Source organism: Lactiplantibacillus pingfangensis (assembly GCF_005404945.1).
GTDB lineage: Bacteria > Bacillota > Bacilli > Lactobacillales > Lactobacillaceae > Lactiplantibacillus > Lactiplantibacillus pingfangensis.
Genome location: NZ_BJDG01000002.1, coordinates 1 through 21556, shown reverse-complemented (window position 1 = coordinate 21556; position 21556 = coordinate 1). Strand labels below are relative to the sequence as shown.

18 protein-coding genes, 2 tRNA genes and 1 pseudogene are annotated in these 21556 nt (G+C 44.3%); 4 read left to right on the top strand and 17 right to left on the bottom strand.

All coding sequences use genetic code 11. The features are described from left to right. Positions 1 to 723, top strand: coding sequence for a type 1 glutamine amidotransferase (locus FFM74_RS00510; protein ID WP_137624703.1), 723 nt, complete (start codon positions 1 to 3; stop codon positions 721 to 723). Positions 724 to 875: 152 nt separating this feature from the next. Here FFM74_RS00510 and manA read toward each other — a convergent pair whose 3' ends face one another. The 4 genes from manA to FFM74_RS00490 all read right to left on the bottom strand — a co-directional run bounded on the left by manA (position 876) and on the right by FFM74_RS00490 (position 5588). Next, positions 876 to 1841, bottom strand: a complete 966-nt coding sequence (gene manA, locus FFM74_RS00505; protein WP_137624702.1) for a mannose-6-phosphate isomerase, class I — start codon at positions 1839 to 1841, stop codon at positions 876 to 878. A 111-nt stretch (positions 1842 to 1952) separates the two neighbouring features. Further along, positions 1953 to 2342: an ester cyclase gene (locus FFM74_RS00500; RefSeq protein WP_137624701.1), complete on the bottom strand. Its 390-nt coding sequence runs from the start codon at positions 2340 to 2342 to the stop codon at positions 1953 to 1955. Next, positions 2342 to 3376 carry a serine hydrolase domain-containing protein gene (locus FFM74_RS00495; protein WP_137624700.1) on the bottom strand — a complete coding sequence of 345 codons (1035 nt, stop codon included), beginning with the start codon at positions 3374 to 3376 and terminating at the stop codon, positions 2342 to 2344. The genes FFM74_RS00500 and FFM74_RS00495 overlap by 1 nt, the downstream gene beginning before the upstream one ends. A 1183-nt stretch (positions 3377 to 4559) precedes the next feature. Next, positions 4560 to 5588: a branched-chain amino acid aminotransferase gene (locus FFM74_RS00490; RefSeq protein WP_137624699.1), complete on the bottom strand. Its 1029-nt coding sequence runs from the start codon at positions 5586 to 5588 to the stop codon at positions 4560 to 4562. Positions 5589 to 5755: 167 nt separating this feature from the next. Between FFM74_RS00490 and FFM74_RS00485 the strand changes: the two genes are divergently transcribed. Beyond that, positions 5756 to 6118 (top strand): hypothetical protein, encoded by a 363-nt coding sequence (locus FFM74_RS00485; protein ID WP_171000614.1) that lies wholly within the window; start codon positions 5756 to 5758, stop codon positions 6116 to 6118. A gap of 519 nt (positions 6119 to 6637) precedes the next feature. On the opposite strand, the gene FFM74_RS00480 is transcribed toward FFM74_RS00485, so the two are convergent. The 4 genes and pseudogenes from FFM74_RS00480 to FFM74_RS00465 all read right to left on the bottom strand — a co-directional run bounded on the left by FFM74_RS00480 (position 6638) and on the right by FFM74_RS00465 (position 11964). Continuing rightward, a complete protein-coding gene (locus tag FFM74_RS00480) occupies positions 6638 to 7606 on the bottom strand; it encodes a hypothetical protein (protein WP_137624697.1) in 969 nt (322 codons plus the stop codon). Between the two features lie 14 nt (positions 7607 to 7620). After that, on the bottom strand, positions 7621 to 9510 hold the full coding sequence (locus tag FFM74_RS00475) for an ABC transporter ATP-binding protein (protein ID WP_137624696.1): 1890 nt from the start codon (positions 9508 to 9510) through the stop codon (positions 7621 to 7623). After that, positions 9510 to 11166 (bottom strand): annotated as a pseudogene (locus FFM74_RS00470) (ABC transporter ATP-binding protein). Before FFM74_RS00470 ends, FFM74_RS00475 begins: the two are co-directional and overlap by 1 nt. Before the next feature lie 405 nt (positions 11167 to 11571). Beyond that, positions 11572 to 11964, bottom strand: coding sequence for a YxeA family protein (locus FFM74_RS00465; protein WP_137624695.1), 393 nt, complete (start codon positions 11962 to 11964; stop codon positions 11572 to 11574). Between the two features lie 256 nt (positions 11965 to 12220). Between FFM74_RS00465 and FFM74_RS00460 the strand changes: the two genes are divergently transcribed. Then, on the top strand, positions 12221 to 13060 hold the full coding sequence (locus tag FFM74_RS00460; RefSeq protein WP_137624694.1) for a polysaccharide deacetylase family protein: 840 nt from the start codon (positions 12221 to 12223) through the stop codon (positions 13058 to 13060). Positions 13061 to 13129: 69 nt separating this feature from the next. Here the strand turns inward: FFM74_RS00460 and FFM74_RS00455 are convergent, their stop codons facing one another. The 5 genes from FFM74_RS00455 to FFM74_RS00435 form a co-directional block, all read right to left on the bottom strand. Further along, the gene (locus FFM74_RS00455; RefSeq protein ID WP_137624693.1) at positions 13130 to 13402 is read right to left on the bottom strand and encodes a hypothetical protein; all 273 of its coding nucleotides are present in this window, start codon (positions 13400 to 13402) and stop codon (positions 13130 to 13132) included. 26 nt (positions 13403 to 13428) lie between these two features. Continuing rightward, complete coding sequence (locus tag FFM74_RS00450) at positions 13429 to 13656, bottom strand: hypothetical protein (RefSeq protein ID WP_137624692.1); 228 nt, start codon at positions 13654 to 13656, stop codon at positions 13429 to 13431. Positions 13657 to 13878: 222 nt separating this feature from the next. Next, positions 13879 to 13951: transfer RNA gene (locus FFM74_RS00445), tRNA-Glu, on the bottom strand. A gap of 46 nt (positions 13952 to 13997) precedes the next feature. Beyond that, the gene (locus FFM74_RS00440; protein WP_137624691.1) at positions 13998 to 14204 is read right to left on the bottom strand and encodes a hypothetical protein; all 207 of its coding nucleotides are present in this window, start codon (positions 14202 to 14204) and stop codon (positions 13998 to 14000) included. A 17-nt stretch (positions 14205 to 14221) separates the two neighbouring features. After that, positions 14222 to 14704 carry a hypothetical protein gene (locus FFM74_RS00435; protein WP_171000609.1) on the bottom strand — a complete coding sequence of 161 codons (483 nt, stop codon included), beginning with the start codon at positions 14702 to 14704 and terminating at the stop codon, positions 14222 to 14224. 161 nt (positions 14705 to 14865) lie between these two features. On the opposite strand from FFM74_RS00435, the gene FFM74_RS00430 reads away from it, so the two are divergent. After that, positions 14866 to 14938: transfer RNA gene (locus FFM74_RS00430), tRNA-Gln, on the top strand. Between the two features lie 1145 nt (positions 14939 to 16083). On the opposite strand, the gene FFM74_RS00425 is transcribed toward FFM74_RS00430, so the two are convergent. The 4 genes from FFM74_RS00425 to FFM74_RS00405 all read right to left on the bottom strand — a co-directional run bounded on the left by FFM74_RS00425 (position 16084) and on the right by FFM74_RS00405 (position 21523). After that, entirely contained in the window at positions 16084 to 16557 is a 474-nt protein-coding gene (locus FFM74_RS00425) for a MarR family winged helix-turn-helix transcriptional regulator (protein WP_137624689.1), read from the bottom strand. A gap of 73 nt (positions 16558 to 16630) precedes the next feature. Next, positions 16631 to 18601, bottom strand: coding sequence for a coiled-coil domain-containing protein (locus FFM74_RS00420; RefSeq protein ID WP_137624688.1), 1971 nt, complete (start codon positions 18599 to 18601; stop codon positions 16631 to 16633). A gap of 103 nt (positions 18602 to 18704) precedes the next feature. Beyond that, positions 18705 to 21047, bottom strand: coding sequence for a MucBP domain-containing protein (locus tag FFM74_RS00415; RefSeq protein ID WP_137624687.1), 2343 nt, complete (start codon positions 21045 to 21047; stop codon positions 18705 to 18707). A gap of 332 nt (positions 21048 to 21379) precedes the next feature. Further along, complete coding sequence (locus tag FFM74_RS00405; protein ID WP_137624686.1) at positions 21380 to 21523, bottom strand: hypothetical protein; 144 nt, start codon at positions 21521 to 21523, stop codon at positions 21380 to 21382. Positions 21524 to 21556: the final 33 nt, after the last annotated feature.

Sequence of the window (21556 nt, the reverse complement as noted above, 5' to 3'; positions counted from 1 at the left end):
ATGACATACACCTTAAACGCCGCACATTTATATGGCGACTTAATGAACACGTATGGTGATATTGGCAACATTTTAGCGATGGGCTATTATGCGAAAGCCGTCGACGCCACGATCAACACCGAACTGATCAGTTTAGACGACCAATTTGACCCGGCTAAATATGACTTTGTGTTATTCGGTGGCGGCCAAGATTACGAGCAAACGATCGTCTCAAAAGATTTACAAACGAAGAAAGTGCCACTAACGGACTACATTGAAGCCGGGGGTCCCTTCCTAGCCATTTGTGGCGGTTTTCAAATGCTCGGTCACTACTACATCGGTGCCCACGGCGAAAAGATTCCGGGAATTGCTGCCTTGGACCACTACACGTTGAGTCAAGACAATAATCGCTTCATTGGTAATATCACCATTAAAAACGCTGAAACGGGTCAGACTTATTACGGCTTTGAAAACCATAACGGCACGACTTTTCTTGGTAAGGGCGAACGCCCACTTGGTGACGTCCTTCAAGGTCATGGTAATAATGGCCAAGACCAAACCGAGGGTGTCATTTATAAAAACACGTTTGGCTCTTACTTCCACGGTCCCATTTTGGCCCGTAATGAAGCCCTCGCCAAACGGATTTTAAAACTAGCGTTACAACGCAAATATCCGGACGCCGACTTTAGCGCACTGGATCAGCTTCATGAAGACCTCACTAAAAACGTGGTTGTTAAGCCCTAATTAAGACACCCCTTTAACTCATAAATAAATTTTATGGTGATTTTAAGTGCCTGGTCATTTTTTCATGATAATATCAGTGACCAACTAAAAAAAGATTGATAATCGTAAATTGCGATTATCAATCTTTTTTATAATTTAAAGGGGTTAACTGTCTAAGCTTGTTCCCCAGGTTCAGAAGCAATAATTTGTAAGTTACCTTTTAGCGTCCATTGTTTGACGTCAAATGGCAAGATGAAGTGGACACCTTTTGCCAAGGGATAATCTTTGCCGTCAACCATAATACGCCCCTTACCATCTAAAACTGAAACTAAGGTGTATGGCGCTTTACCACGATTAAACGTTGCTTGACCATCCGTTAACCGCCATTGCCAAACGCCGAAGAATGGTGATTGCACGTACTTAGTGACCGTCGCATCGCCAACTTGAGTTGTGGTAATGTCTAATTTAGGATCTTCATGAGGCACAATCGTCGTATCAATGGATTGTTGTAAATGAAGTTCCCGTTTCTGACCCGTGGTTTTGTCAACCCGATCCCAGTCATACAGCCGATAAGTCGTATCGGAACTCTGTTGCGTTTCAAGTACCATGATCCCTTTACCCACCGCATGAATCGTGCCAGATGGGACATAAAGGAAGTCACCAGGCTTGACTGGTACGCGCCGGAATAACTTATCCCATTCGCCGTTATGAATCCAGTCGGCCAATTGCGCCTTGGTCTTAGCATGATGACCATAAATCATGGTGGCCCCTGGTTCAGCGGCAATTACATACCAGCATTCGGTCTTACCTAGTTCGTGTTCATGCTCGGCGGCATACGCATCGTCAGGATGAACTTGGACGGATAAGTCTTCACTAGCATCCAAGATCTTAGTCAACAGTGGGAAAACATCGCCCTTGGCATTGCCAAAGACATCACGATGTTCGGCCCAGACCTTATCTAAAGTCATGCCCTTATAAGGCCCATTTTCAACGGTCGCTGGGCCATGTGGATGGGCAGAAATGGCCCAACATTCGCCAGTATGATCACTCGGAATATCGTAGCCAAAATCAGTTTTCAACCGGGAACCGCCCCAGATTTTTTCGTGGAATACTGGTTCTAAGAAATAAGGTTCACTCATTGTATGCACGCTCCATTTACTTGATTTATAGTTAAATTTTAGCATAAATGAAAGCGGTTGTGAAACCGATTTAATTATTTCAGCGACAACGATTATGCGATTGCCGTTGAATTATGCCTGCAAGCCGTCGAAATCTTCAAAATGCCAAGTCGCCAAAATTTGTCCATTAGCTGCTAATTCATGTCGATCTAAGCCATAAAATGTCACGACTTGCTGCGTCGCCGGAAATCCGGCGAAACTGCCAATCATTTTGCCAGTCATCTTCAGATGGACGGCCACATCATTGCCATCAATAATAATTTTAAGAATGGTTAACTCAAAATTGTCAAAAGCCCGTCTGAAATCCAGTACACCGGCCTTAAAACCGGCTAGGTCCGGCGTTTGACCCGGATCATTAGGATGATTGACCCAAGTTGGTGCTAGGATCGCGTCATAACCGGCCGTTTTTCCGGTATTGAATGGTGCGTAAAAAGATTCGATAGTCGTTTTAGTTTTATTCATTAAACAAGTCCTCCTGGTTGATTATTGACGACATCAGCGATCCACGCGGCAATTAATCGCCGCCGTGCAGGTAAAAAGTTCGCGTTATGTGCCACTGGATGCACCCGATTTGATAAGAAAACTAGGGCTGACTGACTTTCACGATCCAGCATCAAGAGCGTCCCCGTATAGCCCGTATGGAAAATGATGGGTGTGCGCTCACTTCCCATATGCCAAAGATTCCAGCCAAAACTCCGTCGTAAGTGATGATTGGGTGTCCAATCATGATACAGACTTTCAATCGTCGCTGGCGTCAAAACCCCTGGATTGGTCACCTGTCCTAGCATCAATTTAGCAAATTGAACCAAATCGTCGACACTCGCAAATAAACCCGCTGAGCCGCAATGTTCACCCAAAATTTGGCCTTTAGGATCGTGGACAACACCTTGTAATAGCCCATTTTTCGGTGAATAGGTCGTCGGGACGGCCTGGGCCACAACTGGCTTAAAAGTGGCATCTGGCAATCCAAGTGGCTGTAGCACACGTTCAGTCACAGCGGTTTGAATCGATTGGTCGAGGATTTTTTCAATGATCATCCCGGTCAGGATTAATCCCAAATCAGTATAAATTACGCGATGATTCAAATTTGCTTGGCTAATTGGCAATTTTTGAATCGCCGCTAGCAGTTCATCTGCCGGCAAGGCGTTCCGATTTTGGATATAGCCACTGATGCCGCTTGTATGTGTCATGAGATTCAGGACTGTCACTTGCCGATTCTCAAAAGCTGGCAAGTAATCATGGACCGGCCGCTCAATCGCCAACTGACCAGCTGCCATCAATTGCAGCGCCACCGTGGTTGTACCAACCACCTTCGTCACGGAAGCCAAATCATAGACCGCATGCGGCCAAAGTGGCTTGATTTCCGGCTTGAGCTCAGCCACCCCGACTTGTGCCTGTTCAACTCGATTTCCTTGAATCACGGCATAACTGGCGCCGGGAATAATTTTTTCAGCGACTAATCGTTGGATTTCAGTTTTAGTTCGTTCAAAACTCATCGTTTGTCTCATTTCTCTCTTTAATTTTACTAATTTGTTCAGCATTGTATCGAATTTGTCGCTAGTACTAGCTGCCCTTAATATCAAGCTTATTATAACTTAGGACAAGCCAATGCACTTATGCTTATCAAAATTATTAAGTATCAAGTTTTTTCTCGGTTCACTCCAAATTCATTACTGTTAGGTCTTTCATTCAAATTCCAGATTGTCAATTGATTGACGAATAGCACTAATTTCCGCCTACCGGGGACTTCGTTTGGGGCTGGAACGCCATGAACCAGTTTTGAGCCAAAAAGCGGTCTCAAAAGCTGGTTTTTGACTAACCGCGGACAAATCACCGCGCTAAGTCAAACGCCACGGCTGAGCTCCAAACGAAGCCCCCTCACGGCTAGAATTGTGCATTGTTTTGAACTATCGGTCACCTAAAAATATTCGCCAAATAACCATCCATTGAACTAAACGGCGTTGAGAAAAATCGTGCCCAACAAACCATTCAAGGTTCGACTGTCCGTTCGTAACACTCGAGCACCTGTCCACTGTTGTACAGGCGTAAATCTGCTCTAACAAAGCTGCAATGATCAAACTAAATAAGCTACTTAACGCTTTAATTAACACCAACTCAAACTGCAATAAAATTATTTGCCCCTTTACTTTTTTCTTCAAAATCGACTAAAATTTATTTCATGGAAGACTGCTTCTCTCTATTATTGTCTGTAACTTAATTTGAGATGAAGGGGGCTTCTTTGTCAACCAATCCTCCGACCAAGAGAAATTTTGCACTGACCAAAATTAAGGCGTCTGTCATAAATACAACGCCACTTTCAGATCAATGTATTCGAATACTAAAGGTTGCAAGTACAAAAAATATGAACAGGGCAATATCATCATACCTAAACTAAACTCGTGATGAGTACTCCGTCAGACAGACCTAATAGCTGAAGGCTGGGACCGATAACATCGGTCGTGAAGGTGGCGTTAATCGGCTGTCTTTGCCGATTTTACGCCACGGACGGACCGGGACACTTGCGATTTTTGCAAGGGTTCCGGGCGAGGGCCAAGACGCGCTTGGCTTGGACCGGTCCCACGGCCGCATGTTATCAGTCCCAGCCGGAAGCGACAACCTTCAGCTACACATCAAAAAAGCCTGGAAATGATAACTTCCAGACTCGTTCATAATCTCAATTTAGTCTAAGTCAACCTTTTGAATCCAACCTTCAGGCGCTTCACGATCACCGAATTGAATCCCAGTTAATTCATCATAAAGTTTCTTGGTAACTGGGCCAACTTCAGTTTCACTGTAGAAGACGTGTAAGTTGCCGTTGTGTTCTAGCCCACCAATTGGTGAGATAACGGCCGCAGTCCCACAAGCGCCAGCTTCAGCGAACCGATCCAAGTCATCAATATAAACGTCACCCTGTTCTGTTTCCATGCCAAACTTGTGCTCAGCCAAGTAAAGTAGTGAATACTTGGTGACTGATGGCAAGATTGATGGTGACTTTGGCGTCACAAACTTGTTATCTTTCGTAATCCCAAAGAAGTTTGCAGAACCGACTTCCTCGATCTTCTTGTGTTCAACTGGGTCAAGATAGACACAGTCGGAATAACCATTGGCGTGCGCCTCTTGCCCAGGGAACAAGCTGGCAGCGTAGTTCCCACCAACTTTATAGGCCCCAGTCCCTTTATGCGCAGCCCGGTCATAATTTGAAGTGGTAAAGTTCGTTGGAGTCATGCCACCTTTGAAGTAGCTACCGACAGGCATGGCAAAAACCGTAAAGATGTATTCTTGCGCTGGATGCACACCAATATTACCGCCAACACCAATCATGAGTGGCCGTAAGTACAACGTTGCGCCAGTCCCATATGGTGGCACGTAATCTTGGTTGGCCTTAACGACTTGTTTGACCGCATCGACAAACATGTCAGTCGGCACTTGTGGCATGAGAAGCCGTTCACAGCTGGTTTGCATTCGGGCCGCATTACGATCAGGCCGGAATAATTGAACGCTCCCATCCTTAGTCCGATACGCTTTTAACCCTTCAAAATCTTGTTGACCATAATGTAACGCAGTTGAGCCTTCACTAATATGTAAGGTCGCATCACCAGTTAATTCATGTTTAACCCATTCGCCATCTTTATAATAAGCCCGATAACGATATGGGAGATTCCGATAATTAAACCCTAAGTTATTCCAATCTAGTTGTACATCTGCCATTTAAGTCAACTTCCTTTATATGTAATTTATTCCTAAATAATCTGTGGCGACTGAGGCAACCAACAGTTAATTAATTGGAATTTAATTAAAAGATTAATAGTTTATGAGAGCTTTGTCAAGTAGCATCCGGAAAGATTTTTCATGAAAAACACGTGTTTTTTGGTATAATAGACACAAATTTAACAAAGGACTGGTTCGTCGTGGCTATTAATTCTGATTCAATTTATAATGTCTTGTTCTATATCGTCCATCACCCGGCTGAAATCACCTTTACCACGCCCGAATACACCAACGTGGTACGCATGGCGATTCCCGATCGAATCAAAGTTGCGAATCCCGAAATCTATTTCCCAAATGATAAACTGCTCGTCAACCGTTTTGAAGATGAGTTTGTTGCTAAAAATGGTGGCTTATTAGACTTTTTCTTCGATTACACCGAGAAAAAAGTTCCCAACTACCATGAAGTGTGGGTATCAACCGCCCATTTACCGAGTAAAAATCGCTATTTCTTAGAGTTGTCATTTGAGTAACGATTTACAACTTTAGAACAATCGTGGACAGCATCACATCAATAATAAACACTTCTATTTTTTGACCGACTTTACACCACGGACGGCCAATGAAAGCAGCCAACAAAATTCAACACATTGCTAACTGATGCCATAATTTTAAGACTCAAATCAACTGCTTTTGAGTTTTTTATCCTTAAAACCACTAGCCTAGCTGTAGGGCGTCGCTGATTGCATCGGACGTGAAAGTCCCGTTTGAGCGGCAGTTTCTTGCCGGTCTTACGGGACGGACGGTCCGGGATAGTTGCGGTGTTTGCAACTATTCCGGGCGAAGGCCAAGACCGCTCCTCAGGCTTGGCCTGGTCCCTCGTCCGCATGTAATCGGCGACGCCCGGAAGCGACAACGTTGGCTTTTTTCATCACCAATGTTCTGGTACGACTGCGTTTATTAGTGATTTCCGTCTCTCAACCTTTAGTCATTTGACTAAAAAAGCACTTATCACAACCGCTGTGGCCGTGATAAGTGCTTTTTTGACGAAATTATTTGGTCATAAAGATATATAAATCAGAGCTGGAGACACCGATCGTAAAGCGGACCCCTTTTGAAACAATTGGATCAATTGTCGTGGTACTGCTCTTGTTACTCTTAGTCTCTTTACTGAATTTCTTCATTACTTGTTTAGCGTCAGCGCCAGAAGTGCTGCTTAACAACGCAAATGACGTTCCAAAGTTCTTTTGACGGGTCTTGTTCTTAAAGGCCTTGGTTGGCACAATCATTGCCGTCCCCATCACATCACCAGATTGAACGTTCATTCGAATCTTGTAATCTTTAGTGGTTAAGACGTTGGTCACACCCGTTGGCACTTTAGTCGGCAAAAGCTCATCCTTAACTTTGGCTTTAGCGGTCTTCATCGCAGCAGCGACAGTTTTCTGACTCGCCTTCAAACTTGCGGCTTGCGTTTGAAGCTTAGCAGCCGCGGCTTGTTGCGCTTGCAATGTTGCGGCGCCAGTCGCAGCTTCGGTCCCACCGGCAGCGACTTGGGCTTTTGCCTTGGTAACTGCCGCTTGGATCGTCGCCTGTTGTTTCTTCAACGCAGCGCCTTGAACTTGTAACTTTTGTGCCGCCTGCTGTTGCGATTTGGTCATTTTCGAGCCAATCAACGCTTGATTATAAGCCGTTGCCATCTTGGTATAGGTGGTTAAACGCTTGGCACTCTTGACATAAACCGTCTTTTTCGCACTGCCGGCCGTTAACTTGACCGTTTGGCGGGTTGTCTTGGTTGGCACTTGAATAATAAACGTATTGTTATGCACTTTCGCTGTTTTAGTCTTTTGCCCGTCTAAGCGGTAACTGACCGTCTTCTGATTACTACGGCCCTTCACGCTCGCAACTAGTCCACTTCGCGTATACGTTGATTTGGTCGTTGATAGGCTATTTTGCCCACAACCGGCTAAAACAACGGCGAGCAGCCCAGCTGTGACGGCAACGAATGTTGTTTTTCGAAACACTTGACACCCCTCCTTTAGTCTAAGCTAATGTTCCCGGTAAATTGACTGTTGTACAGGTCAGCGTAAAAGCCATTTTGTGCCATCAATTCTTCATGCGTCCCGGTTTCAACCACTGAACCATGATTCATGACAATGATGTTATCGGCACCTTGAATGGTTGATAACCGATGGGCAACGACGAAACTCGTCCGGTTCTTCAATAGCCGTTCCATCGCATGTTGAATATGCACTTCAGTCCGTGTATCAACAGAACTTGTCGCTTCATCCAAAATCAAAATTTCGGGATCAGCTACGAAGGCCCGCGCAATGGTCAATAATTGACGTTGACCTTGTGAAATGTTGGACGCTTCTTCATTCAGAATGGTCTGATAGCCATCTGGTAACTTGCGCACAAAGTCATCCACGTGGGCTGCTTTAGCTGCCGCATAGATTTCATCGTCAGTCGCGTCTTCACGACCGTATTTCAAGTTGTCGAAAATGGTCCCGGTAAACAGCCAAGTATCTTGTAAGACCATTGCAAAATGAGAACGTAAGTCTTCCCGCTTCAAATCACGGGTATCAACACCGTTCAACCGAATCGAGCCACCTTTAATATCATAAAAGCGTTCAAGTAAGTTAATAATGGTCGTCTTACCGGCACCAGTCGGTCCAACGATGGCGACTTGTTGACCACGTTTCACATCTAAGTTATAGTCCTTCATCAGCAGGGCATCATCCGTATAACCAAATTGAACATGTTCTAAACTAATTAAGTTATCGCTATCCGTTTCAGCTGGTAATTCTGAATGCGTCTGGACCATTTCTTCTTCGTCAAGGACTTCAAAGACTCGTTCAGCAGAAGCGACAGTTGATTGAATTGTGTTCAATAAGTTGGCCAATTGTGAAATTGGTTGTGAAAATTGTTGGGTATATTGTAAGAACGCTTGAATGTTCCCAAGGGTAACTTTCCCGTTCGCAACATCAATCCCACCAATAATCGCGACAAAGACGTAGCCAATATTGTTCAGGAACATCATTAATGGCATGATAATCCCAGAAATAAATTGTGCTTTCCAGGCTGATTGATAATAATTGTCATTTTGAACTTCAAAGTCGTCAATGGCATCTTGTTCCTTATTGAAACTCTTGATAACCACGTGACCAGCATAATTTTCTTCAACTTGGTTGTTTAATAAGCCTAAACTCTTTTGTTGAATGCCAAAATATTTTTGTGATTTTGGCGCAATCACCCCAACGACGACGACACTCAAAGGAATCGTAACTAAGGCAATCAACGTTAATTTCCAACTAATCGACAACATCATCCACAACGTCCCCACAAAGGTCACGGTACTCGTGACCGCTTGCGTTAAGTTTTGTTGCAATGTATTGGCGATGTTATCCATATCGTTGACGGCCCGACTCATAATATCCCCGTTTGAATGGGTATCATAGTATGAGATGGGAACGTTTTGCATTTTACCTTTAAATGACCGTCGCAATTTATAAACGGTGCCTTGCGAAATTCGCGTCATAATATATTGTTGGGCAAAGTTGAATAACGCTGATGCCACATACATCAAGATGACAACTAGGATAATTTCGCCAATCTTCTCAAAGTTAATTGGATAACCAGATTGACTAATGCCGGCCTTTTGTTGGGCAGCACCTTTCATAATGCCTTTGTAAATTTCAGTCGTAGCTTCCCCTAAAATCTTAGGCGTTCGAATTTGGAAGATCACCGATGCAATCGCAAAAATCATGACAATCGCTAAACCGACCCAGCGATCAGACATGTATTTCATTAAGCGCCAAGCCGTTTTCCAGAAGCTCTTCGGCTTTTCGACTAAGCCTTGCGCACCAGGGCCATGACGTGGGCCTGATGGACGTGGCGTATCCGCACTTGTTGATTTCTTTTCACTCATTACAGTTGATCCTCCTCTCGTAATTGTGACTTCATAATTTCTTGATAAACTTCGTTGTTCGCTTTTAATTCTTGATGGGTGCCTTTACCAACTAACTTCCCGTTATCTAACACGAGAATTAAGTCTGCATCAGCAACCGTTGCAATTCGTTGGGCCACGATGACAACCACTGCTTGTTGCACTTGGTCATCTTGACGCAGTTCAGCCCGCAATTGCGCATCGGTCTTAAAGTCTAAGGCTGAGAACGAATCATCAAACACGTAGACAGACGCTTGCTTAACTAACGCACGCGCAATCGCCAAACGTTGCCGTTGACCACGCAATTTCTAACGCATGCCAAATTTCGTCATCCGTTGCATCCGCATTCCCAAACTTCAAATTATCCCGAATAGTCCCGGTAAACAGTGTCGCCGTTTGTGGCACAAAGGAAATTGCCCGATGGAGGTCCGCCGTCTTTAAGCTGCGAACGTCCTCCCCATCAAGCTTCACTGCACCTTTTTCAATGTCATAAAACCGTGGGATCAAATTAACCAGTGTGGTCTTCCCAGAACCAGTCCCACCAATGATGGCGACGGTTTGACCTGAATGGGCACTGAAATCAATATCTGCCAGCGCCAACTGTTCTGCCGTTTGATAACGATAATCAACGTGGTCAAAAGCCAAGCTGTGTTGTTTCGTTGCAGGCAACGCCACGGGCTTTTCTGGATCATTAATTTTAGTTTCAATATCTAAGACTTCTTGAATCCGGGTTGCTGAAGCGGCAGCCCGTGGAATCAAGGCAAAGACCATCGCCAGCAACATAAAGCTCATTAAAACTTGCATGGCGTAAGTCATGAACGCAATCATGTTCCCGACTTGCATCGTTTGGCTACTGATCAATTGACCACCAAACCAGACAATCGCAACGTTAGTCCCGCTCATGATCAACGTCATGATTGGAAAAGCCAACGCCACGATGGTGTTAACTTTAATCGCATTTTGGGTGTAGTCTTTATTCGCACCTTCAAAACGATCTTGTTCAAATTTATCTTGACGGAACGCCCGAATAACCCGAACCCCAGTCAAGCCTTCACGGAAAACTAAGTTGATCCGGTCGGTCTTGGTTTGCATCGCTCGGAATAATGGAATTGCAAAAGCCATGACTATCCCAATAAAGATCAATAATACCGGAATTGAAACGACAAAGATCCAAGTTAATTCATGACTCTTGGTATAGGCCAGAAAACTCGCCCCGACCAACATGATGGGCGCCATAATCATCATCCGTAACGCCATCATCGCAACGTTTTGAATCTGGACCACGTCATTAGTTGTTCGTGTAATTAATGAAGAGGTTTCAACCTTGTCGAATTCATCATTCGAAAAATTAATAACCTTTTTATAAATATCCGAACGTAAATTCTTACCTAATTTTTGTGACGACCGCGCAGCTAGGAAAACATTCCCAAAGGCGGCAACAACAGACAGCAAGGAAAATCCGATCATCTCAAACCCAATTTTCCAAATATAACTAATATTACCTGTGGCGACCCCGTTATTCACAATATTTGAGGTCAAACTAGGTAGATTCAAAGTAGCGATTACTTGGACAATCATAAATAAGATTGCCCCGATAACCGCCATCGTTGAGATCCGCCCTTTTGCTATTTTAAGCATCAACACGCTCCCCTTCACTAATATAATTATGCTAATGACAGTGCAATTATCTAATTTAGCTAAAAATCAGTGTTTTGTCAACCATCTTTACAAGTCTCACGCAAACCATTGTAACGCAACTCTAACGCTTTGACAGCTAAAAGGGTTTAAGAATTTCTTAAGGCCCCGAAAGTTTGTGTCTAGTCATCGTTTACTGTCATTATAACGGACCGGTCACTATTAGACTCATGGTGAACCCTCCATGACTTATAATCGTGAAGTACGGCGGGTTAGCAACTGGAAGCGATGATCTAGACGACATCAAAAAAGACGAGCAACCTGATTTTTCTGGTTTGCTCGTCTTTTAGCCTTATTTTTTACACTTGATAATTTGAAAATACAAAACAGCTGGTGGCGCAGCTTCATTTAGCTGTTCGCCAATTGCTGAACCACGGTCTTGGGAACCGCTTGTAAACTCACTGCTTCCCAACTATTGACATTCTGACCTTTGGTGTCGATCTTCAAATATTTATTTAGTTTCAACCGTTTGTCGGCGGTAAAAGTCAACCAACGGGCCTGGCCTTTCACATCGACGGTCTTAATTCGATAAGTATAAATGTCTTCGCCAGCGCCGCCTTTCCCTTTTTTAATCGCAGTGTTGGTGACACCATAAACAGTACTCGTCTTGACTAACGGATTCACGTTATCGAGTGCCATTGACAACTCCGACCCGCTATCCTTCGTCAGCGTCCCGGCACCCAACAGCGCCGCAACACTCACGCCCATCACAACTAACAACCCAATAATTAATTTCTTCATACTTGTTTCCCCCGCAAGAGTGATTTTTTGATTACAAGCACTATCGTATCAAGCCGCAACGTGCCTGCCTAGAGGGGCTAAATCATTCTTAACTTGATTAAACAATTGCTAACAAAGTCAACGAATTCTTAATACATTAGTTTTCCCTGAGGGGCACTGCTAGCTTAAATAATTGTCAGTTTTTTTCAGCAAAAACGCGCCAAATTCCAAAAAATCCGTTAAAATTAAAACAATCAAGATTTCGGGGGGAGTTATTATGCATTTTAGGGGTTTTAAACACTTTGTAGGCTTCGGCTTGCTAACATTACTCATCGTCGGTTTAGCGGGCTGTGGTAGCGGCACAAGCAACTCTAAAGCAGCTAGTTCAACGGTATCATCTAAAAAAGTCACACGGAAAGCGACCAAGCCCAAAAAGTCGCCGTATGCAGACTGGAAAACCGTCAAAACGGTTAAACTACCGATTTTAATGTACCATAGTATTTCCAGCGGCAATGCCCTCAAAGTCCCAGCTACTGAATTCAAGGCTGAGATGGCTTATTTGAAACAACAGCATTACCGCACATTGACGACGACCGAAGCGGTTTACGCCTTATCTCATCACCGGATTCCACAACAAAAAATCGTTTGGGTCACCTTAGATGACAGCTACACGGATAACAAAACTGCGGCCTGGCCAATTTTGAAAGCCAATCATCAACATGCGACGATTAACTTCATTACCGGGTTTGCGACCCATCCGAACCATTTATCCCTCGCAGATGCAAAGAAAATGGCCGCTTCCGGCGTCATCGACTTCCAGAGTCACACCGTCAGGCATCTCGATTTAAACGAACTCAGCTATGCCGATCAGCTTAAAGAGCTCACTGAGTCGAAACGCTGGCTCGATCAAAACTTGCACCAGAAAACGCCAGTCATTTGTTATCCAGCCGGCCGGGCGAATGCAGCCACCAGCCGCGCCGCCAAAAAGGCAGGCTACAAGTACGCCTTATCAACCGCTCCGGGAATTGCCACTAGCGAGACTGACCCTTATAATTTAACGCGTCAACGCGTCACACCCGGCATGTCCTTAGAAACATTTGCGGGACTGCTTAAATAACAATAAAATAGAACGACACTTCAACGAGACGATTTCGTCATTGCTGAAGTGTCGTTCTATTTGATTGCTTTAAAAGTTAATTGCCAATGAATAAAGGATGAAACCAATGATCAACATGCCAATCACGATGACCATCGCCCACAAAATCTTGCGCGTTGTTTGACCAACACGCCGATGCAGTTGGTGATGGGGTTGCGCCTGTTCGTGCTCGGCATTGAATAGCGAGGCACTCTCATTTTTGACCCAGTCGGCACCATGAATCCCGTAAAATGGATTATTACGAACTTTTCCACTACGGGGCACGCGCCCATTATGTTTGGTTAACGGTTGATACAATCGCATCTCGATCCTCTTTTCAGTCGGTAGCCTTAACTTTTTTGCGCCTTATAAGGAACCGCGTAGTTTTTAGGTGCATCACTGGCCTTTGCATACTTCCAATGACCAGACATTTTCTTTTCTAGCGGGGCATCTTTTTTGATACAAGTAAACCGTGAGCCAACGTCATTTTCAATAATAAAAATTCGGTTGAATTCATGCCGGGTCTGCACAATGTGACAATCCTCGTGGTCAATTCCAAACACGTCTTTGTATACCAAAAATCATGATCTCCTTTATTTTGACTTTTTACCGGTAAATTTTTAACCAACGTCAATCCACTTGGCGTTACCCATCTAGCTACAACTCTATTATAGTCCCCATTTTCCCTGCGTAAACCTAATTTGTTTACCCAACGTCAATTTGTCCAAATAAAAAGCTTTAACAAACACTGACATAACAGTGTTTATCAAAGCTTTTCGTTCTCCCAAGGTGTTGTCAAATCGCCCGCACGAGGATCGAACTCGTAACTCCGCCTTGAGAGGGCGACGTCTTAACCAATTTGACCAGCGGGCAAAATTCAATAACTATCTTACCGAAAAATAGCGGTGTTGTCAATCCTTCATTTCACCCTTAATCGCCAAATTGTCACGACAACCAAGCCAATAAACAAAATTAGGCAATAAGCCACGCTACACCAGAAGACAAATGTCAGCAGTTGCGGTAACAAGAAGGTCCGCATTACCGCTAACCCAATCGCCGTCACTGCCCACACAATTAACTGTTGCCGAATATGATTAAACAATCGTGTTAAATCTTTGGCCGTCACGCGACCACCCTCTTTTCTTAAATGAAGAAGAACCCGGTTGCCCCAGCAGCAATCAACAATAAGCCGAGCGTTCGCAACCAACGACTACTCAGATGCCGCTGTCTGGTCGTGACCGGCGTTAGCTGAAAGTTCTGATCAATAGGTGGGTATTGATCCCAAAAGCGCACACAGTGCGCTGGTAGCCACTGTTGAAAGACTAACAAATAGCTTAAGAAGCCGACATCAAAGCTGAGCGCAAATAATCGAGTCGCCGCTTGCTTGAAGGCAACCAGCGCCATAACAATCGCCGCAACTACTACAACACCCGCAACAATGACCAAGCCGCGCTCCCACAGACGAAAATCAATAAATGGCGAAAAATTAAACAATCGTTTGGCCGTGGTCGCATCCGCACCAGCCGACACTGTGAATAACGGCTGCTTACTCATACCGCGCACCGCCAACAACGTCAAAACGATTCCGAGAATAATCACCACAAAACTTATGACGACCAACAACATGTGACCACCGCTTTCCTTTTTATGCGTATTTTAATCGTACAACAGTCGATGGAAAAAGTACAAGGCCTGCATCAGAACGCTTATATGCAAAAAAAAGGCCTATTTATCGGATTAGTGTTGACATGATTTGTGCATAAAGTTAAAATTGAATAGTTGTTTATTGGGTATTCGCCAAATTGGTAAGGCAGCGGACTCTGAATCCGTAATTTACTGGTTCGAGCCCAGTATACCCAATTTTAATGTTTTGAAAGTCGTCAACGAGGTCGCTAACACCTCGTATGACGGCTTTTTTGTTTTCTTAAAACTCAACATTTCAATTCGCATGCAATTACCACAAAGTTCATTATGGCACAATCGCCGTAAGTTCAAAATAATCGTTGCCGTTCAACATACTTAGCGCTCAAAACAAAAGTCTTTAACCAGATTCCTCCAGTCAGTCGGTTAGTGTTCCCGAGCTGGGACCGGTTGGCGCCACAAAGCGGTCGCCAGCCTCACTTTCAAGCTTTGTCAAGCCCACAAATCTTGAAAGCTGTCCTTTCTCTAAACTGAGCAACCCACTCAGCTAAGAGAAATTTCAGCACGTCCACACTAACCGACTGACTTCCGGAGTGGGACATTCGAATACAGACCGTTTTATTAAAATCACGTTAATACAATCGTACTGACGTGATTTTAATTTGGACCCACGATCAATCTATATCTAGCATGCCATATAATTCGCTGTGTCCGTGGCATTAGCACATGGGCTTGGTAATTACACCACAAACATCTTTCAAGACTTGCTTTTTAGATTGGCCCCCATAACCTACTGAAATGCTCAGTCATCGAAAGTGGCTAAGTTTGAGCTATGCCCCAAACCTTTCAATCCAATTTTATACAACAATTATGATGATTCTACTCTCTCTAATATTTTGTTTACCAAAAATTGACACCGCTAAAGACAGCGAAGACGCCATTACATCAATATATATAAACTCAGCAACAATTGAAGATGGTCGCCCATATCCTAACGGTCAACCAATTTAGCTGAAGGTTGAAAGAACAAACGGACTCGCAAACACTGTCAAATTAGCTGGAAGTCGCCACTGATAGCATCGGTCATGATGGTGGCGTTGGGTCGGCATGCTTTTTGCCGGCGTTACGCCACGGACGGTCCGGGACACTTGCGATTTGTGCAAGGGTTCCGGGCGAGGCTCAAGACGTTTCTCAGGCTTGATCCGGTCCCACGGTCGCATGTTATCAGTGGCGACCGGAAGCGGGTCATGTCAACTAATCTTCATGCCCTAATCATTGACATGCCAGTAGTTACTGGCGATTTTGATCTTTCAAACTTTAGCCCCACCAAAAAAGCAACACCTCAAATGAGATGTCGCTTCAAACTACCCTTTTATTTCTTTAGTATCAACCAATACCTTGTTAACCATCTTAAGCTCATCACTTAATTCGGACATTCGGATACGGCCAAATTCATCCAAAAACTTTTGTAGTCGTCCTTCATTGACCTTTTCAATCAGATGCGCAGCTGTTTCGCCCTTGCTTGTCAGTGTCAAGTAACGATAACGGCGATCATATGGATCGATTTTTAATATAATAAAATCATTATTAATTAAATAGGTCAGTTTTCTCGAAATTGCCGATGAAGAAACGTGTCGATCAGCTGCCAGTTCCTTTACCGTAATCCGATGATCCGAACTATGGTCCAAGTAGTACAGGATTAAGAACTGTTCAAACGAGATATCAAAGTCAGCAACCATCGTTTGAATGATCTCGCGTAGATGACTTTCTAACCAAGACATCCCGACTAAAATCTTATCAAACAACTCTTCGTCGCTATATTTTTCTTTTTTTTCCATAGTATCAGCTTTCAATTCTCCAACCCCATTTGTGATCGTCGTGTCTAGCTGGTATCCCCCACGACTGTTACTCTTAGACGCGTTCCGCAACATCGGGCATCACGGTGATTTCCAAGTCGCGCGTCATTTGTTTTTCAATCGCTTTTTGGACATCAGGATCAGTTGCCACAAGCGAAGTTAACTGGCTCTTACCGGCAATGATATCCTTGACATGCGCATTATCCAAATCATCAGCAGAAACGATTGGCAAAATGCGGAATTTATCATCAGTCGCTTTCAAGCATTCGTCAAATAACGGTGTGTTAACACCCATTAACAAGACGCTGTTTTGTTGCTTCATCACAGATTCTAACCACCATACTAATAATTGCTCTTCAGAATGGAAAACATTGGTGATGGCTTCGTCTTCATTGACGAGTTGAATGGATAATTCATGATTATTGCCATATTGTTTGATCATCGCCACGGAATGATCTGGACGATAGAAGTTTTCAAGGGTGACTTGCGCGTTATTTGACCGGTCGAGGTATTGTGTGACTGATAAGAAACCAGCAGCATCGTAGACATCTCGACGCGTTGCAATTGACCCGTTAAAGTACGTAATATACCAAATAGCCCCATCCTTGCGATACTTCAAGTCCATGATCAAATTGCCGCCATCATCTGAGATTGAGACAATTTGCTTGGCTTCATTCCGTTTGTATTCCCAAGCTGGATTGTCTGGCAATTCCAACTTAGTCTTGGCCACTTCACCAGGTACTTTTTCTTGAATCGTATAGTACAAATTGTATAAGCCAGCATCCTTAGAAACCAAGTCATTGGTATGATAGCCTTTCCAGATAGCTGGTAAGTTATCGTTGTAGTTAACCGTAATGACACTCGGCGCACTTTTGACTTCATCGCTTAATAAGCCCATCACCATCTTAATTGAGGTTTGTTCCTCAGGTGACAGTGACTGGATTAAATCGTTGCTGAACAGGAAGTAACGAGACGTTTGGTCAAACTCAACTGGTGAAACCAAATGGGTCGTCCCGTAATCTGATTGCAGTTTGTTATCAATACCAGTAATCTTCTTTTCAAGATTTGCAGCGTTTTGCGCATTTTGATCATAATCATGTTGTAAACGATTGATTTTTTGCTTCAATAAGTTCAATGTCCGGTCTTGTTCATCAGCCGCACTCTTCTTCTTACGGTCATAGGCTACTAAGGAATCTTGTGCAGTATGTAACGCCTTTTCAGCAGTCGTAATGGCATGTTCTTTGTTCGCACGTTGCCGCGTTTCAGATTGTTCCCGTTTTTGAAGTTTAACGAGTTCACTGTTGATAGCGTCACTCTTTGAATAAAGGTCCTGTGCTTGCTTTTCTTGTTGCTTCATGAGGACAAACAACTTCTTCAAGTCTTGTTCGCCTTGAATGGCTTGCCGCATGTCAGCTTCAGTCTTGCGTAAGTCGGCTAAACTTGTTTCTGAACTACTGATCTTTTTAGCTAATGAACTTAAAGTTTGATCACTCTTGGCAAGTGTTGCTTTAGCATCATTATAAGCAGTTTGTTCAGTCGTAATCTTCGTGACCATGGCTTGGCGTTCGTCGTCGTTATTCTCGACAACCTTGTCTTGGTTTTTGAAGGCAAGCTTAGCATCTGCCAATTGTTGTCTTAAATTAGCTTGATCGGCAACGACCGTTTCCCGTTGACGGCTTTCATGTTTACGGTCTTGAACTAATTGAACCTTTAATTCGCCCCGTAAGACTTGATATTGCTTGTTCAAATCGGCCATTTCACGTTCTAGTGCTTGGCTGTTTTTAGCTGCCTTTTGGCTGGCACGACGTTGACTAACCCGATTTTGTCCTTTAACGGGAGTCGTTGGCGAAGTCGTTGCACTAGTACTTCTCGCTGGCCGTGAGCTTGTCGGCCGCGTACTTGGGCTGGTGGTACTTTGGGTATCTTTGGGCTTCTGTGCGGCAACAGTTGAAGTGGCCGTCGCGCGCCCAGAATCACTCGCAAATTCTTCATCTTTATCTTTGCGCTTTAAACTGAACATCTTCATAATGCAACTCCTCCATAAAACTTGATTGTTTGCTCAAAGAATAGAAAGGTCAGCGAACTGATCTTTCCATCCGTTCAGCAAATAATCAAGCCTTTTTTAATAATTAAGCTTGGTGCTTCCGACGTTTAGTCGCGCCAAAGAACAATGCTGAACCCATCACTAAGGTGCTAAGACCTAAGACAGCTAAAGCCGTGCCATTTTCTTCATCTGTTTGAGGTAAAGTCTTGGCATCTGACTTAGTTGCTTGGTCAGCTGAACTTACAACTGGCTTTAAGACAGTGCTCGTTGGCACAACGCCGGCTGTCCCATTATCGCTAGCAGTCAAAGTATCGCCACTTACAGTGGTATCAGTAACTGGTGCAGTGGTATTGCCTTCTGGCGTCGTTGCTGGCGCAGTCGTTGTCCCACCGTTGTTGTCATCGCCAGGATTGATCGTATCTGGATCACTCGTGTCTGGGTCAGTCGTTGGCGCGGTTGTTGGCGCCGTAGTAGGTGCAGTTGTTGGAGCTGTAGTAGGTGCTGTGGTTGGTTCAGTTGTTGGCGCGGTCGTGGCAGAACCATTCTTACCGTATGTCAAGTTAACAATTGAATCACCAGCGACAGTGCCGTTTAAAGCAGCATCGGCCGACTTATAAGTGTAGCCATCAATAGCTGGTGTGTCAACACTGTACGCATCGCCAACACTGTATTCGGTTGAAGTGGCAGGTGAAATTACGTTACCAGCATCATCCAAATAGTTTACCGTTACGGTACCCTTTTGAACAGGTGTTGCATCAGCAACATAAGTTAAGGTAATTGTCGTATTGCCGGCAACCGTCCCGGTCAAATCATTATCAGCTGACTTGTAAGTGTAGCCGGCAATAGCTGGCGTGCCAACTGTATATGGATCGCCAACAGTGTATTCAGTTGAAGTAGCAGGTGAGATTTCCTTACCAGCTGCATCAACATAGTTGACCGTAACCGTAGCTTTTTCAGCAGGAATTGCTTCATAGACGAAGGTAACGACGTTGTTACCAGCAGCTAAAGCGCCTTTGGCAATATTGCCAGTTTGAACAGTGCTGTCGTCACCAATCTTGTAACCAACGTAATTAAAGCCGTCAACAGCAGGTGCGGTAACTTCATAAGAACCACCAGCACGCGTCAAGGTCCCATCAGCACCATTGACGAAGTTTTGATCAGCAGCAACTGTGCTACCATCGGCAGTTTGATACTTGGTTGTTAAACCAGTATTTTCCATGTACATCAAGGCAACATGGGCACCACCCTTAGCAAGGGTACCAGTTAAGGCATATTGGGCATTGCTTTGATCCTGTGGAATGTAGGTGTAACCAGCTAAATCAGCAGGTGTAATGGTATAAGTCCCACCAACATCACCGTTTTGAACAACTTCGGCTGCGGCATCATCGGCAGCGCCGTTGATCCGTTTAACATTAGGTGTCCCATCAGCATTCATGCCAACGACAACAAAGTAATAAACATTGACATCATCAGTATCTGCTACTGGCGTAGTCGTGTTGTCATCTGTTGTGACGGTCGTGGCATAATTCCAGCCAACCTTGGTAACATCAGTTTCAGCATTAGCATCTGGCACATCTTCAAAGTCTAACCCACCGGTCACACTAGAAGTCGTTGCCGTATAAACATAATTCAAAATAACTGAATCATTGTCGCCAATTGCCGTGTAGACGATTGGACCCATGGCAGCGGCATCGTTGTCAGTTAAGGTAGTTGTCTTACCACCAATGACATAAGAAGCTAACTTCCATGTCCCAGTAGCAGAAGCCACGTTACCTTTAATGCTGAATTGACCGTTAGTATTTGACCAATCAACCGCTGAATTCTTAGTTAAAGTTACTTGTACATTGTAGCTCTTCCCTGCTTCAGCACTAAATTGGGTCCCATCAACCGTCGCACCAACACCTTGTGCGGCACTGTCTTTCTTGACAACACCGGCACCGGTTGCAACTTGCGAAGCAGCCGTTGAGGTCGCTTGACTAGCTGCAGTCGACGTAACCGTTACGCTGGCAGCACTGTTAACTGTAACCGCAGCATCAGAAGCTGGTGCTGAAACAACAGGGGCAGCTTGACTAACGGCTGCGGCCGTAGCGGCAGGCGTTTCAGCTGCGGCAGTTGTTGGCGCAGTGGTTGGTGCTGTCGTAGGCGCAGCAGTTGGTGCCGTCGTTGGTGCAGCGGCAGCTGTAGGCGTGACAGTTTGCGTTTGTGATACAGAACTGGTATCAGTCGCAGCGGACGCTACTTGCGTCGTTTGTGGTTCAGCTGAACTAGCATTGGCTGCCGTATCAGCTGAAGCGTTAACATTTGCAAAAACGAGGCCAGCTGCTAAGGCTAAAGTTGTCGCACCAGCATAAACCCATTTTTTGCCATCTTTATACATCTTTACCCGATAAACTGAATCACCGGTCATTTTTTGATTATCTTTTGACATTTGGATATCCTCCCCGGATACAACCTTAAAAAGCTTTTTTTACGAAAATGATGGGTGACAAGTTTGTCAACCCACCATCTTCATCCGCTTATACGCGTTGCGTCATGGCCCAGTGCTGAGACTGGGGCCACTCACAATGGTTGCTTAGAACAAACCTTTAAGTGCTGAGATTAAGTTCAAAACAAAGCTATGGAAACCACCAAAGATGTCGTTTGAAACACTTGATGTATATGATGAAGTATGGGTACCTGGTAATACGTGAAAATCATTGAAAAAACTCATGATGTAAATCCTCCCTTTTTAGTCAGTATTGTTGGTTAGTTTAAGCGAGCTTATTTTGAGAACAAGCCTTTGAATGCTGAAACTAAGTTTAAGATAAAGCTGTGTAAACCACCGAAGATATCGTTGGAAACACTTGATGTGTATGATGAAGTATGGGTACCTGGTAAAATGTGAAAATCATTGAAAAAGCTCATAAGTTAAATCCCCTTTGATTGTTGTTTTTAGAA